Origin of the sequence: Coleofasciculus sp. LEGE 07092 (genome assembly GCF_015207375.1) — a bacterium.
GTDB lineage: Bacteria > Cyanobacteriota > Cyanobacteriia > Cyanobacteriales > Coleofasciculaceae > LEGE-07092.
The window spans coordinates 1-14137 of the sequence record NZ_JADEWY010000043.1 but is presented as its reverse complement, the minus strand read 5'-3'; the positions used below and the strand labels follow the sequence as shown (position 1 = coordinate 14137).

14 protein-coding genes and 1 pseudogene are annotated in these 14137 nt (G+C 48.1%); 7 read left to right on the top strand and 8 right to left on the bottom strand.

Annotated features, from left to right (window positions below):
• Positions 1–41 precede the first annotated feature (41 nt).
• The 4 genes from IQ257_RS12705 (at position 42) to IQ257_RS12690 (ending at position 3181) form a co-directional block, all read left to right on the top strand.
• Positions 42–929, top strand: coding sequence for a metal ABC transporter permease (locus IQ257_RS12705; RefSeq protein ID WP_193877151.1), 888 nt, complete (start codon positions 42–44; stop codon positions 927–929).
• A 150-nt stretch (positions 930–1079) separates the two neighbouring features.
• Complete coding sequence (locus IQ257_RS12700) at positions 1080–2240, top strand: DUF58 domain-containing protein (RefSeq protein WP_193877154.1); 1161 nt, start codon at positions 1080–1082, stop codon at positions 2238–2240.
• Positions 2241–2303: 63 nt separating this feature from the next.
• Positions 2304–2669 carry a ferredoxin-thioredoxin reductase catalytic domain-containing protein gene (locus IQ257_RS12695; RefSeq protein WP_193877157.1) on the top strand — a complete coding sequence of 122 codons (366 nt, stop codon included), beginning with the start codon at positions 2304–2306 and terminating at the stop codon, positions 2667–2669.
• 77 nt (positions 2670–2746) lie between these two features.
• The gene (locus IQ257_RS12690) at positions 2747–3181 is read left to right on the top strand and encodes a DUF309 domain-containing protein (protein ID WP_193877160.1); all 435 of its coding nucleotides are present in this window, start codon (positions 2747–2749) and stop codon (positions 3179–3181) included.
• 234 nt (positions 3182–3415) lie between these two features.
• On the opposite strand, the gene IQ257_RS12685 is transcribed toward IQ257_RS12690, so the two are convergent.
• The 8 genes from IQ257_RS12685 to psbD form a co-directional block, all read right to left on the bottom strand.
• The gene (locus IQ257_RS12685) at positions 3416–3910 is read right to left on the bottom strand and encodes a CAAD domain-containing protein (protein ID WP_193877162.1); all 495 of its coding nucleotides are present in this window, start codon (positions 3908–3910) and stop codon (positions 3416–3418) included.
• 343 nt (positions 3911–4253) lie between these two features.
• Positions 4254–5126: a 6-carboxytetrahydropterin synthase gene (locus IQ257_RS12680; protein WP_193877164.1), complete on the bottom strand. Its 873-nt coding sequence runs from the start codon at positions 5124–5126 to the stop codon at positions 4254–4256.
• Positions 5127–5261: 135 nt separating this feature from the next.
• Positions 5262–5963: a J domain-containing protein gene (locus IQ257_RS12675; protein WP_193877166.1), complete on the bottom strand. Its 702-nt coding sequence runs from the start codon at positions 5961–5963 to the stop codon at positions 5262–5264.
• Between the two features lie 2 nt (positions 5964–5965).
• Positions 5966–6934 (bottom strand): cysteine synthase A, encoded by a 969-nt coding sequence (gene cysK / locus IQ257_RS12670; protein WP_193877168.1) that lies wholly within the window; start codon positions 6932–6934, stop codon positions 5966–5968.
• Between the two features lie 77 nt (positions 6935–7011).
• Entirely contained in the window at positions 7012–7467 is a 456-nt protein-coding gene (locus IQ257_RS12665; RefSeq protein WP_193877170.1) for an RrF2 family transcriptional regulator, read from the bottom strand.
• A gap of 139 nt (positions 7468–7606) precedes the next feature.
• Complete coding sequence (locus IQ257_RS12660; RefSeq protein ID WP_193877172.1) at positions 7607–9628, bottom strand: iron uptake porin; 2022 nt, start codon at positions 9626–9628, stop codon at positions 7607–7609.
• A gap of 316 nt (positions 9629–9944) precedes the next feature.
• On the bottom strand, positions 9945–10226 hold the full coding sequence (locus IQ257_RS12655; RefSeq protein WP_193877174.1) for a 4a-hydroxytetrahydrobiopterin dehydratase: 282 nt from the start codon (positions 10224–10226) through the stop codon (positions 9945–9947).
• Between the two features lie 543 nt (positions 10227–10769).
• Positions 10770–11828: a photosystem II D2 protein (photosystem q(a) protein) gene (gene psbD, locus IQ257_RS12650; RefSeq protein ID WP_193877176.1), complete on the bottom strand. Its 1059-nt coding sequence runs from the start codon at positions 11826–11828 to the stop codon at positions 10770–10772.
• Positions 11829–12370: 542 nt separating this feature from the next.
• Here psbD and IQ257_RS12645 point away from each other — a divergent pair.
• From IQ257_RS12645 to IQ257_RS12635, 3 genes and pseudogenes are all read left to right on the top strand, one after another.
• Complete coding sequence (locus IQ257_RS12645) at positions 12371–12937, top strand: photosystem I assembly protein Ycf4 (RefSeq protein ID WP_193877178.1); 567 nt, start codon at positions 12371–12373, stop codon at positions 12935–12937.
• Between the two features lie 75 nt (positions 12938–13012).
• Positions 13013–13780 (top strand): peptidylprolyl isomerase, encoded by a 768-nt coding sequence (locus tag IQ257_RS12640; RefSeq protein WP_193877180.1) that lies wholly within the window; start codon positions 13013–13015, stop codon positions 13778–13780.
• A gap of 31 nt (positions 13781–13811) precedes the next feature.
• A pseudogene (locus tag IQ257_RS12635) lies at positions 13812–14137 on the top strand (beta-ketoacyl-ACP synthase); the annotation flags it as partial.

Here is a 14137-nt window from a genome sequence, read left to right as displayed (position 1 = left end):
TAGCTATCAGGCTTCGATTTTACTAGTTGTGGGGTAATTTTATGATAGCGTGGCTCATTGAGCCTCTCAGTTTCGAGTTTATGAGAAATGCGATCGCTACGGCAGTTTTACTCGGTATTTTAAGTGCCGTCGTGGGCAGTTACTTGATTGTGCAACAAATGAGTATGATTGCCGCAGAGATTTCCCATGCCGTCGTCCCCGGACTATCGATTGCCTTTTTTTTTGGAGAGCAATATCTGTCTTTAGGTGCGTTTATTTCGGGTACTCTCAGTGCTTTGTTGGTTGCAGGGATTCACAAGCGATCGCGAATCAAATTAGACGCAGCAATGGCACTGATTTTAAGTAGTTTTTTGGCGTTGGGAGTTATTCTCATCTCCTTACTGAAAACAAATCAAACCGACCTAAATTCTATCCTTTTTGGCGATATTCTAGGAGTCAGACCGTCGGATGTTTGGCAAACTTTGGTCATTACGGTTGTAATTTTGCTATTGACTAAAGTTTTTTACAAAGAACTTTTGTTTTATACCTTTGACCCGCTGGGAGCACAAGCTAGTGGCTTACCCGTAACGAGTATGTATTTGGGTTTAGTCTGTGCCATTACGCTCACCATCGTTGGCAGTATGCAAACCGTGGGAGTTCTGTTAGTCATTGCCCTGCTGGTTGGTCCGGCAACTACCGCCTATCTATTAGTCAAAGAACTTCATCACATGATGGGATTGGGTGCGGTAATTGGGATAATTTCTGGTATTGGTGGAATGTATTTGAGCTATCACTTCGATTTGCCATCAGGTCCGGCAATTGTTCTGGTTATCTTTGGTTTCTTCGTTCTAGCATTTTTGTTGAGTCCTACCCAAGGAATTTTGACAGAACCGGGAACTGTAAAGTGGGTTGCCAAAATACTGGAACAGCTAAAAGGGAGTAGGGAGTAGGGAGTAGGGAGTAGGGAGTAGGGAGTAGGGAGTGGAAATTTCTCTCATTACGCAATTGAGCTACAAATTTGTATTAATTAGAGGTATGTGATGATAGAGAAAGTATCCTATCAGGCGATCGCAAGGTTCAAAACTTAGTGCTGGATGAGAATGAGTATTATCAATCGCACTACTGACTGGCTAGAAACCCACTGGGTAAATCCCGCCTATGCCGGTTGGTTGTTGGGGGGCATTGCTGTTTCTTTCTTTGGGGCAGCTACCAATACGATGGCAGGGTGGCTGTATGTCATCAGCGGCATCATTTTTGCCCTGTTGGGACTGGCAGCACTTCTGCCACCGCGATCTCTGCGCCACCTCCGCATCCAACGACGCCCCATCTCACCAGTAACAGTAAATGATCAGCTTACGATTGAACTGGAAATCGAAAATCCTACGTCTAAGCCAAAAAATCTGTTGCAAGTGCAGGACGTTTTGCAATCGGAACTGGGAAAACCCGTACAAACACCCGTAGAAAGCATTCCGCCTCACAGTACCCATCACTGGGTTTATTTCCATCCCACTCACAAACGAGGCGTGTATCGATGGCATGAAGTACAACTCAGAACCGGCAATCCTTTGGGATTGTTTTGGTGCCGTCGCAGTCAGACTGCCTTAGCCGTAGCCATTGTTTACCCGACAGTACTACCTCTAGTTAATTGTCCTTTAGTGGATAAGATGGGTCAGCAAGATAGTCCCCAAATTTATAGCCATCGGCGCTCTCACGCTGCTACAGAAGACCTGACGCGATCGCTTCGACCTTATCGGGTGGGAGATTCTACCCGACTCATTCACTGGCGCACTAGCGCTCGTTACGGGGAATTGCTGGTACGCGAGTTAGAAGTCTTTACGGGTTCCCAAGATATTATCATTTGTTTAGATAGTTCGTTCCATTGGCATTGGGACGATTTTGAGGCAGCAGTCATTGCCGCCGCTTCATTGTACTTCTACGCTTGTTCTCATGGGCTAACGGCAAGACTCTGGACAAGCAAAACGGGTCTTTTGCATGGCAATCAAGTGGTTTTAGAAGCCCTAGCTGCAACCCAGGCAGAGGAAGATGCCGATGCTGGTGAGCCACCGATGCTGCCCTTAATTTGGCTCACTCAAAATCCTGTCAGTCTCAACTCCCTACCCCCTGGCAGTCGCTCGGTACTATGGTCATCCACTTCAGCTAAAAGTAACCTGACAGCAACAGCGCCTCACAATTATGCAGGAATTGTCATCGATAGCGAACAACCTCTGCAACGTCAGCTACAACAACCTTTGCAAAAGTAAGGCAGGAGGCAGATTCACCCTTGCGTTAAAATGCTAAAAAATGTTGAACTATCGAGCTTTAGGATGACTACACCAAAAACCACCAATACCTCCAGTCATAAAACCCTGGCGGCAATGAAGAATTTTTCCGAAACTTATGCCAAGCGGACTGGCACTTACTTCTGTGTAGAGCCTTCCGTGACTGCTGTGGTGGTTGAAGGACTTGCCAAACATAAGGATGAACTGGGTGCTCCTTTATGCCCTTGTCGCCATTATGAAGATAAAGAAGCAGAGGTGAAAGCCGCTTATTGGAACTGTCCTTGCATCCCCATGCGAGAGCGTAAGGAGTGCCATTGTATGTTGTTCCTGACGCCAGATAACGAATTTGCTGGCGATAAGCAGGATATTGCCATTGAGGAAATTCAAGCTGTGCGAGACAGCATGACCTAATATCCCCTGTTGTCGCTGTTCATTGGTCATTCGTCCTTTGGGATGACCAATGATTAATAAGTAATCATAGATGACCGATGACTGAGGACTTTTGGCGAGGTGTCGAGCAGTTCAATCAGCATGAGTTTTATGCCTGTCACGATACCCTAGAGGCATTGTGGATGGAAGCGGTAGAACCGCAAAGGCGTTTTTACCAAGGCATATTGCAAATAGCCGTTGCTTGTCATCACTTGGGTAATCTCAACTGGCGCGGTGCAGTTGTTTTGCTAGGTGAGGGAATCGGACGACTCAGAGACTATCAACCTGCTTACGAAGGGGTTGATGTTACTGCGTTAATGACTGAGAGCTTACAGCTATTGAAGGCACTGCAACAAACACAACCCGAGCAATTGGCTGATTTTGTCAAAGACTTAACAGAGATTTCAACGAGCAAGAGGGGTGAGGTGGGTGACGAATCTGTTAGGGGTTTGCCTAAGATCCTGCGAGTTGAAATTTTGGGGAGTAGGGAGTAGGCTTTTGCCGTGAGCGTCAGCGTTCGACACTTCGAGAAGCCTCAGTGAACACTGAGCGTCTCCGCCTAAGACCTGTCGAAGGGTCACGCCGAAGTCCGAACGGGAGTAGGGAATGTCAGCCCATAAAACAACTGTAGGGACACAAGCAATGCCTGTGTCCCTACGATAATGTGTGAATAATTTTGTGCCGGGGCAGTTGTTAAACTCGGATGCCTGATGATTGTTTCAACAGGATTAGAGCTGGGATGAATTTTTGCCTAATAACTGTCCCTTGAGAGAGTTAAACTCCACTCCTAGCTCCTTGCGGCTTTCAGCTTTCCACAGGTAACGGGAAACAAACCAAATCGTGTAGCCAATCCCCACCAGTTCAAAAATAGGTGCCAATAGGGGAATGTCATTGATGGCATCGAGTACTGCCAGTGTAATGTATACGGTGATAAAGCCTGCTAGTACCAGTCCAACAACAAGGATTGATTGTTGGTACTCATAATAAAATCCACTGATGATAGCAGGAAGTTTCGCCACGAAGTCCAAAACAGGTTGCACCCATTCCTGCCAAGGTTCGTCAGTTGGACGGCTTGCAGGCGGCAGTTGTGCGACTGTACCGGGTTCGTCAACGTTTACGTCTACTCTACTATGCTCTTGGGCTTCTTTAAGAGCTGGCGTTGAAGCCGTGACTTCTGGGGAAACGCTTTCGGTATATTCAGATTTTTGCGGGTTCGATTCCATAGTTCCTCTACTGTTACCTCAAATAGGACATTTTATCGTTAGAGCGCGGGATCTGGGTATGATGACAGGATGACTGAGCTTTTGCCCATATTACCAAAAGTTTTCTAACGACTTGATCTAGAGCAAAAGGCTTGTGTTATAATCTGCTATACCCCGGTCATTGACTCTTCACTCATCAATCGATACAGAAGAGATGATTGCTCATCCGGAAGTGATTTTACCAAGTATTGGGTGAGCATTTGTTGATCAAGTTTAGAGACTTTATTTTTGGAACAAGATAAGGGTACTAAGTATTACTGTACCCCCATAGCCGTCAAGCAATACTTTGTCTAGGATAACTTTCTTACGCAGAAGTCAGCATCGGCTCGCTTGCCCTCACGGTTTCGGAGGATGAAGCGGCTTGGGTGCAATAGACTTCGCAGGAGTTGTTGGGACTTTCGACTAGTTTAACTTTGTAAAGCTCGGCTCCTATCTGGTGGATGGGCTGTTGCAGTAAGTTCCGGATATAGATGGCGATATTTTCGGCGGTAGGCACAATCTCAACAAAGTAGGGAATATCTTTGTTGAGGAATGTATGGTCAAAGGGTTCCACCACATAGTCATCAATAACTTTCTGCAAGGTTCCCAGATCGACAATCATACCAGTACGCGAGTCGATTTCACCCTTAACGGTGACTTCTAAGTGGTAATTGTGTCCGTGACCATTAGGACGGGCGCATTTACCGTAAATCTCGCAGTTTTCTTCGTAACTGAGTTTGGGATGAGCAAGCCGATGAGCAGCGCTAAAGTGGGTAGAGAGGGTCAAATGTGCTTCCATGCCGTTTCCTTGATAGTCAGCCCAAAGTTCTGGATGTTCAAATAGCTGGATGTTTACGAGGGGTAGGTGAGGCGCTAACCGTTGCCAAATTACACGGGCAATGTTTTCAGTGGTGGGTAGGCTTTGTTGGAATTCTGACCAAGTGTCATTAAGATAAGCGTAGTCCAGTTGGCTGGTGACTTCCCGCTTGATCACCTTTTTGACTTCAGACAAGTTTTGCACCATACCATAGTCATCCAGTTCGCCTGCTAGGGAAACAAATAGGACATAGTTATGACCATGTCCAGGAAATCGAGTACCCAGACCAAACTTTTCAATGTTTTCAGCTTCGCTGAGTTCCGGCAACCAGTAGCGGTGACTGGCAGAGAACTGGGCGCGGCGGTTAATGATGCATTTCATTAGGGGTGCGATCGCTTGCGGATAATGTAAATTTCCGTGAACTGGCGCTGTTTCCAGAATAATCGATTTTTGGGAATTCTGAATTTTCTCTACGTCTCTTCGTTAAGGGGTGTGGGCTGGGAATTGTCCCCCCACTCATACAATCCCTCTAAGCGCCTCTCTTGCCTCACAGCGCAACCCTGTGGCAATTCTGAAGAGTTCTTGACCCGTATGTAGGTAATGCTCGTCGTAGTTGAAGGTAAACCGTTCTAACTCGTCGATACCATCCCCTAACTGATTGAGGCAGTAGTAGAGGCTAGCAGCAGCACCGGCGACAAGGGCAGGATTGGGTTGAGAGCGAAAGGTGAGCTGGGCTTGATTGAGATAGTGACGGCAGTTTTCTATATAGTCCTGAAACTGAGCCATGAGTTCATCATCAAAGGGATCGGCGGCGAGTTGATCGATTTGCTCGTCAAGAACGTTCAGGATGGGACTAATGAATTGGTTGACGGGTTTGTAAACGTGCTGCAACCACTCATGAACCTGGACATCAGTATCTTTGGTGCTTTCTCGATAACGCCGATACTGTTGTTGAGCATCAGCCGCGCGTTGTTGGCGGTTTGAGCGCCTTGGTTGCAGCCATGGAACTCGAAGTTGCTGGTCGTAGGAACGGCGGCGCTGAGGGTCTCCTAGTACCTCATAGGCGGCATTAATTTGGATGATTTTTTCAGGGTCGATGCTTGTGTTCTGGCGATCGGGATGAAAGAGCTTGGCGAGACGCCGATAGGCTTGTTTGATTTCTGTGGGTGTCGCTTGAATACTGATATCGAGGGTTTCGTAATAATTGGCGTGTGACATAGCTAGCGTTCGTTCAAGACGGCTGGCATTTGTAGGGCTGGGTCTTGAAATAGAGGAGTGCTGAGGTAACGTTCCCCGAAGCTAGGTTGAACCATAACAATCAGGCGTCCTTCATTTTCAGGGCGTTGAGCGACGCGGATGGTAGCGCACAGGGCAGCCCCCGTAGAAATACCGGATAGCAGTCCTTCTTCGCGGGCTAGACGACGACCGTAGGCGATCGCTTCGTCGTCTGTCACGGCAATCACCTCATCAATTAGTTTAACGTCTAGAACTTCAGGAATGAAGCCAGCACCAATACCCTGAATTTTGTGGGATCCAGGAGAACCGCCCGATAGAATAGGGCTGCTGGTTGGTTCGACAGCGATCGCTTGGAAACTGGGTTTCTTGGCTTTGATTGCCGCCGCCACGCCAGTAATCGTCCCCCCTGTCCCAACTCCAGCCACAAGAATATCAACCTGTCCCTCCGTATCTTCCCAGATTTCTTCAGCCGTAGTCAGTCGGTGAATGTCTGGGTTAGCTGAGTTGCGGAACTGCTGGAGCATATAGGCATCGGGCAGGGAATCAACCAGTTCCTGTGCTCGCCTGATACAGCCGCTCATTCCCTCAAGACCTGGCGTCAATTCCAGTTGTGCTCCATAAGCTTGTAACATCGAGCGGCGCTCTATGCTCATCGTATCTGGCATGGTTAATATCAGCTTGTAGCCTTTTGCCGCCGCTACCATTGCCAGGGCAATGCCAGTGTTTCCTGATGTCGGTTCTATCAATACCGTTTTGCCTGGGGTAATTAGCCCTTGCTGTTCTGCGGCATTAATCATATTGACCCCTATTCGGTCTTTCACAGAAGCCGATGGGTTCATCCCCTCCAATTTCACAACAATCTCAGCTAAACAGCCTTCTGCTTGGGGAATCCGATTTAACTGAACTAGAGGCGTCCGACCAACAAGTTCTGTAATAGTTCGAGCAATTCGCATGAGTTTTGTCCTTTGTTCTTAGTCATTGGTCATTTGTAAAAACCCACAACCAATGACCAATGATCAATGACCAATGACTAGATGTAATACATAATATTGAGCTGCCGTCTGTTATCCCGTTTCTCACATAGATCCTGGAGCGTGTATTCTCGCAAAACCTCATTGGCGCGATCGTGAACTTCCTGCCAAATTTCTTCGACGACGGCACTTTCTACGGTATTAGCTGTGGTATCACTGGTCGATACTTTTGACTCCGACCCCTCCAGGCAATTAATGACATCTAGAAGGGTAATTTTCCAAGGTTCTCTGGCTAGGATATAGCCACCTTTGGCTCCTCGCTGGCTGCGCACTAGATTGCCGCGCCTCAGGGTTGCCAGAAGCTGTTCTAAATAGCGATCGGGGATAGTTTGTTGAGCGGCAATCTGCCTGATTTGCAGGGGTTCCCCTTCGTTATAGTGATCGGCTAGTTCTAAGAGGGCAAGTAGGGCGTATTCCGTCTTACAGGAAAGTTCCACAGATCCTATGATTCGCATTAAGTGCAACCTTTCCAGTATATCCCGGTTCTCCGGTGGGGTTTGTTGGTTTTGCCTGTAAAAATTGAAAAAACCCCGCCAATTGGCGGGGCTTGACGATTAAAAAAGGGTCAGTATTGCTTGACCTTTAACCATCGCGTTAGAACTTGAAGGTCGTTCTGAGCGTACCGACAAATGCATCGTCGCCACCCTGGTTAGGATTCATCAGCCAAATCACACCAGGAGTTACAGAAATATTATCTGTCACTTGGTACTTGTAGAATGCTTCGACGTGCCAGGGCAAGTCATCTGTGTCTCCCCGTCGGAAATCCTGACCCGGAGTGTCAGTATTTCCTAGATACGGTTGCACACCACCGAAGACTCCCAGGATGTTTCCTTCTTTACCAAAGTCGGATAAGGCTACCCCAGCTCCGTAAGTCCAAATTTCAGCACCACCCTGACCGATAAGAATTGCATCCGTATAAGTTCCGAAACCACTAATTGAAATGTTTTCACTTAAACGGAATGCAAGTTCTACACCATAGGAGTTGGTTACTGTTGGAGTCTCATTTAGCACACCTGGATTCAGCAACGATGCAACCCCGCTTGGATTATTTGCTAAATAGGTTCCAACTACAGCACCACCATCACCACCACCTAGGTCGAAGATATCACTACCAGTGTTATGGTAAGCGTGAACATAGGTTGCACCAATACCAATTCGGTCGCCGAGATTGAAATTGAGCTGGGCTAGGGCTGCATATTCACCATTAAACACCCCATTGTCATCACCTGGATTTGCCGCATCTGGACCGGCTAAGTAGCCCACAGTCAGGGTACTTGGTCCCAAAACCCTCTCTAGCGGACCGACGCCCAGGCTAATTGCCCCACCTGCACCACCACCGATACGATAGATGGGGTTTTCGGACGCAAAGGTCGAAAGTGCGCCATTACCACCGTCGTAGTCTTCAAAGTAAGGGTTGAGAGTGGGAGCGTAATCGCTGTGAATCCCGCCTGTGGCAGCCAGGTAAACTTTTGAGCTGCCGAAGGGAAAGTAATAGGCTAGCCAGTCTATTATGACATCGTTACCAGTATTTCCAAGGTTGAAGGTCTGGAATGCTTCGGCTGTATTGAAGCTCTCACCATTGATTGTCGGACTGCCAGGGCGAAAAGCATCGAGGTTCCCAGCCGCGAGACGAGTCACCAAACGATCTTGACCCGTGAAGCTGGTGTTGAGTTCTAAACGTACCCTGTCACCGAAGATGGTATTGGTGTCATCATCAACATCGATCTCAGTACCCGCAAATTCAAAGGTTTCATCATCACCTCCGAAGGTATCAGTGAGCGCAAAAATCACCTCACCCGATAACTTGGTGGTTGTAGAGAACTGATTATCTTCCAAGAACGCGACGCGACCTTCCAGGTTATCCACCCGTGCCCCTAGGGTTGCCAGTTCTGCTTCAAATTCTTGAATCAGCCGCCGCAGGGTTTCTAAGTCTCCGTCTCCCGTGGGACCGCCACCAGCAATCAAACGCTCGATTTGCTGCAAGCAAGCATTCAAACCAGCAGCAAACTCGTAGCGAGTTAATGCACGATTGCCTCGGTAGGTTCCATCGGGATAACCTGCAATACAGCCGTAGCGCTCTACCAAGCTGCGCAGCGCTTCATAAGCCCAGTCACCTGGAGAAACATCTCGTAACTGACCCACATTGGTCACTTGACCTTGGGAGTCCCCTGCACCTTCGCTGCCGTAGCGGTTGATTTGATCTAAGATCTGAGCGTCGTTTGGTGCTGCTGGCGTAGCCTGAGCGAGAGTTGGCTCCACTACTGGCTCTACCGACATGGGTGCCGTTGCTTCAACTTCTGCGACACTAACTTGATCTAGATCTAGTTGAGTGGCGCTGAGTGCAACTTCCTTGGCTACTTCAACACCTGCAACAACTGGCTCCGATGAGACAGGTGCTGCCTTGGCTTCTGCTGCCATTGGCACAGATTTGTTTTGGGTGCTTTCCACTTCAGCCGTTGACAACTCAACAGCTCCAGTTACAGCTTGCTTCTCAGCCAGAGGGGGTTTGATGCTATCTGCTGCACGCGCTCCCAATGTAGAAACAATTAGCGTTGCACCCAACACCGTTGGGCTAATAATTAAAGACTTCCACAGTATCCACAGTAAGTTAGACATCTTCATTCTTGTCCTCACACCGTTACAAAAAGAGTTTTGATTGCCCTTCTCGAACCATGGTACATCGTCTAAGTAGCAGATGCTATGCCGATGATTATTCTATTTTTTTCTGCAAGCTTGCCCTTCCCACAATCCCAATCCACGAGGAGCAGAATAAAGTAGCTGGCGCTCTCACTCTGCTCTACTGCCTGAGTTGCTTGGGGGGAAGCCCTAAGAGCAATCTAGTTAACAACCTCATGATTGAGTTGAATTTCACCAGACCTTTACATAAAATTCTACATCAGTCAATCTTTTTGAGGGATTTTGTCAGGTTTTCTTAACGAATCTGAGAAAGTGTTTGAGCCATGTCAAAATCCTTTGAAGTTAAGCCACCTGCATCATGAGTAGTCAGAGCGATCGTTACCTTGTTATAAGAAACACTTAAGTCGGGATGGTGTCCGGCAGCTTCAGCGGGTTCAACAACTTTGTTGACAAAGTTAACAGCTTCTACGAAATCGTTGAATTTGCAAGTCTTACGCAGTTCTTTTCCTTCTACCGTCCAGCCTTCTAGCTGAGTTACCCGTTCCTGAATCTGTGCATCACTGAGTAGTTCAGCCATTTTTCTTTTCCTTATCAACTTAGGAACACCTCTAATTGCCCCTAAAAAAACTATCCGCTCCCACGGAAGTGTTTTGGTTAAATCCATAGCACTTATGTGAGAGCGGTCTAGCGGGTCTTCTGATTGAAACCAGACTGCCGGGAGGAACTCTGAGCCAACCCAGCAGATCAACTAATGTGATTCTCCGAAGAGAACCGAGCTGACTGCTAGAGAACAGCCCCGGCGCACAGCCGGCTAACTCCAACCAGATGACCCATAATTTTATTACTATCGATCATGGGCATCACCTCCTTTGGTCCCTGTACGGTTTTTTGTCCGTAGATCACTAGGTGTTTATCACCTTCGATTAAGATAACACACTCTTGAGAAAATGGCAGAGAGGAGACACCGAGAGAAAACATCTGAGATATTGGATCATTGTCAATCACTGATTTGACCCCTTCCTTAGTAAGGCAGATCCGTAAAATTTTCGATCCTTCCCCCTCTCAAAAAAAATTCCCCTACCCAAAGGCAGGGGAAAAAGGCTGATTGTCAAACTAACTTTTACAGAGCGTTACCGCGAGGCAGAACTTCCTCAGGGAATACAAAGTTTTTGTGAGGCTGATCTTGAGGAGCCAGCCAAGCCCGGACTCCCTCGTTCAGCAGGATGTTCTTGGTGTAGAACGTCTCAAATTCTGGGTCTTCAGCCGCACGGATTTCCTGGGACACAAAGTCATAAGCCCGCAGGTTCACCGCCAAGCCAACTACGCCCACAGCACTCATCCACAAGCCCGTCACCGGCACGAACAGCATGAAGAAGTGCAACCAGCGCTTGTTAGAGAAGGCAATCCCAAAAATTTGAGACCAAAAGCGGTTAGCCGTCACCATTGAGTAGGTTTCTTCGGCTTGAGTGGGGTTGAATGCCCCGAAGGTGTTGGCTTTGTCTCCATCTTGGAACAAGGTGTTTTCCACCGTCGCTCCGTGGATGGCGCACAACAAGGCACCGCCTAAGACTCCTGCTACACCCATCATGTGGAAGGGGTTCAAGGTCCAGTTATGGAAGCCTTGGAAGAAGAGCAGGAAGCGGAAGATGCCCGCCACACCAAAGCTGGGAGCAAAGAACCAAGAGGACTGCCCCAGAGGATACATCAAGAAGACGCTGACGAACACGGCAATCGGAGCGCTGAAGGCAATGGCATTGTATGGACGAATGCCTACCAGTCGCGAGATTTCAAATTGCCGTAGCATGAAGCCAATCAGGGCGAAGGCACCATGGAGGGCGGTGAAAGCCCACAGACCCCCGATTTGGCACCAACGGGTAAAGTCCCCTTGGGCTTCGGGTCCCCACAACAGCAGCAGGGAGTGTCCCATGCTGTCAGCGGGGGTGGATACGGCTACGGTCAAGAAGTTGCAGCCTTCCAGGTAGGAAGATGCCAGACCGTGGGTGTACCAAGAGGTTACGAAGGTTGTACCGGTTAACCATGCCCCAATTGCCAAATAAGCGCAGGGGAACAGTAGCAAACCCGACCAACCGACGAAGACAAAGCGATCGCGTTTAAGCCAGTCGTCGATGCCGTCAAACCATCCCCGTTCGCTCGGGGCGCGTCCAACTGCAATTGTCATGCTTTCAAATCCTCTTAGATTAAGGGTTTACAAGGATTTTTCGTTTGACTGTTCCGCAGCTAGTGTTAAGCTGGGAATTCTGAGAAAGTCAGTCTATTGACTAACCGGAGCTGATTTGGGATATATCAACTATCCCAGTGCTTTCAGCTAGCAAGCTAGCTTGGAGCTACTTAATGTTTCTTAAACTATCACATTTTTGCACTGTTACCCCGATTTCCACTAGAAAAACCAGGGCTTTCAGTGTTTACATACACTATAAATGGATAGCAGAAATTTTACAAATTGACATATATTTACTCAGAATTCCTCAAAGTCGATTCTGGCATCCTTAACTCAGAAAAGCAGGGACGGAGTAGTTTACAGTAATGAGTGAACGAATCATGCAAATTTTGAGACTGAGGGGACAGGTATAGTGTCGTCAGCACCCCGCACTGAAGTAAGGGGGCTTCGTAGCTCTACTTAAGGGGTAGGCGGTTAAAACCGCTATCTCATGTTCCTACCCGGTTTAAAAACACGGAGTTTTTCACAACGAAAGTTTTTCTATGACAGTAACGACAACCCAACTAGATAAGCAAGTTATTCGTCAATCGGTTTTAGGGTCTCGCCGATTCAGTAACTCCTTTTGGGCAGTAGTTGCCTCCATAGGAGGTACGGGCTTTCTCTTAGCAGCGCTTTCGAGTTACTTTAAACTCGATCTGCTGCCTGTAGGAGATACAAGGGGACTACAGTTTATCCCTCAGGGGGTGGCAATGGGATTCTACGGCGTTGCCGGTCTACTTGTGGGGCTTTACTTGTGGCTGGTGATTCTTTGGGATGTTGGCGGCGGCTACAATGAATTCAATAAACAAACCAGCAAGGTTAAAATTTTTCGATGGGGCTTTCCTGGGAAAAACCGTCAGGTTGAGTTTAGCTGTCCCCTTGAAGATGTTCAGTCGATCCGAGTAGAAATTAAAGAAGGGCTCAACCCTCGTCGATTACTCTACCTTCGGGTTAAAGACCGCCGGGAAGTTCCGCTGACTCGCGTTGGTCAACCTCTATCCCTGTCGGAACTAGAAAATCAGGGAGCTGAGTTAGCTCGTTTCCTGGCAGTTCCCCTTGAAGGATTGTAATTGATCAAGTTAAACAGGTTCATATCTGTTTATGATGATTTAGTAGCGAAAGCTACACAAAGGGTAGATTTTAATATGCAGGTAACAATCCGGCGCTGGTTAGTATTACTTGTGGTAGTTGGGGGTCTAGTTTTAGGAGGATGTAGTACGCCTCAAGTAGCTTCCCTCGACTCGACAAGCCCTTCAAATGCCGAAACGACAGCTAGTTCCGTCACGGAAGCTGCCAATTCCCAAGTCAGCGATTTACCTAGACTGGAAGGAAAAGCAACGGTAGTTCTGACCGTGAAAGGTTCGCCTATCACCATAGAAGTCAACGGTGATGACGCTCCTATTACAGCAGGAAACTTTGTTGACTTGGTTGAGCGTGACTTTTACGACGATCTGGTATTTCATCGGGTCGTGCGAGAGCCGCAACCGTTTGTTGTTCAAGGAGGCGACCCCCAAGGAAAAGACCCCAATTTTCCGGTGGAGCGTCTGGGAACAGGGAGTTTTATCGATCCAGAGACATCTCAAGCTCGTTATGTTCCTCTAGAAATTAAGCCAGAGGGCGCAGCAGAACCTGTTTACAGCAAAACCTTGGAGAAAGAAGGCGTCTCGGCTCCTCCAAAGTTACGACACACTCGGGGGGCAGTAGCGATGGCTCGTTCTTCTGCTCCTGACTCGGCTTCTTCACAGTTTTATATATCCCTTGCGGAATTACCATTTTTGGATGGCAGCTATGCAGTCTTCGGCTACGTCAAGGACGGTATGGATGTTGTCGATAAAATTCAGGTTGGCGATCGCATTGAGTCAGCAGAGGTCACTCAGGGACTCGAAAACTTGAAGAAGCCGAGCGAGGAGTAACGAGTAGGAAGAGAAAGTTGCTTGCAATTCGGTGGAAGTCGTTGTTACGGGTATCGGTCTAGTTTCGGGTCTAGGTCGTTTAGAACCAAGTTGGCGCAATCTGGTCAGCGGCAAGTCTGGCATTCAGCAGCACCAACCCTTTCCTGATTTACCACCCCGCCCCCTCGCACTTATTCATGAGAAACCCCACTCCTTAGCCGCCCTGACTAAGTTAGTGGTGGCAGATGCCCTTGAGGATGCAGGTTTGCTAGCAGTAACAATGCCAGATTGTGGCGTAGTAATTGGGTCAAGTCGTGGCTGTCAGGCTTCCTGGGAGCAGTTGGCAAGACGATTAGGAGCAGGGGGGCGGGGGAGCAG

Bases quoted from the DNA above. Each gene is read 5' to 3' on its own strand.
- cysK (WP_193877168.1), bottom strand. From the start codon at position 6,934: ATGCGAATTGCTCGAACTATTACAGAACTTGTTGGTCGGACGCCTCTA.
- IQ257_RS12695 (WP_193877157.1), top strand. From the start codon at position 2,304: ATGACTACACCAAAAACCACCAATACCTCCAGTCATAAAACCCTGGCG.
- IQ257_RS12700 (WP_193877154.1), top strand. From the start codon at position 1,080: ATGAGTATTATCAATCGCACTACTGACTGGCTAGAAACCCACTGGGTA.
- IQ257_RS12675 (WP_193877166.1), bottom strand. From the start codon at position 5,963: ATGTCACACGCCAATTATTACGAAACCCTCGATATCAGTATTCAAGCG.
- IQ257_RS12645 (WP_193877178.1), top strand. From the start codon at position 12,371: ATGACAGTAACGACAACCCAACTAGATAAGCAAGTTATTCGTCAATCG.
- IQ257_RS12685 (WP_193877162.1), bottom strand. From the start codon at position 3,910: ATGGAATCGAACCCGCAAAAATCTGAATATACCGAAAGCGTTTCCCCA.
- IQ257_RS12680 (WP_193877164.1), bottom strand. From the start codon at position 5,126: ATGAAATGCATCATTAACCGCCGCGCCCAGTTCTCTGCCAGTCACCGC.
- IQ257_RS12690 (WP_193877160.1), top strand. From the start codon at position 2,747: ATGACTGAGGACTTTTGGCGAGGTGTCGAGCAGTTCAATCAGCATGAG.
- IQ257_RS12640 (WP_193877180.1), top strand. From the start codon at position 13,013: ATGCAGGTAACAATCCGGCGCTGGTTAGTATTACTTGTGGTAGTTGGG.
- psbD (WP_193877176.1), bottom strand. From the start codon at position 11,828: ATGACAATTGCAGTTGGACGCGCCCCGAGCGAACGGGGATGGTTTGAC.
- IQ257_RS12665 (WP_193877170.1), bottom strand. From the start codon at position 7,467: ATGCGAATCATAGGATCTGTGGAACTTTCCTGTAAGACGGAATACGCC.
- IQ257_RS12705 (WP_193877151.1), top strand. From the start codon at position 42: ATGATAGCGTGGCTCATTGAGCCTCTCAGTTTCGAGTTTATGAGAAAT.
- IQ257_RS12655 (WP_193877174.1), bottom strand. From the start codon at position 10,226: ATGGCTGAACTACTCAGTGATGCACAGATTCAGGAACGGGTAACTCAG.
- IQ257_RS12660 (WP_193877172.1), bottom strand. From the start codon at position 9,628: ATGTCTAACTTACTGTGGATACTGTGGAAGTCTTTAATTATTAGCCCA.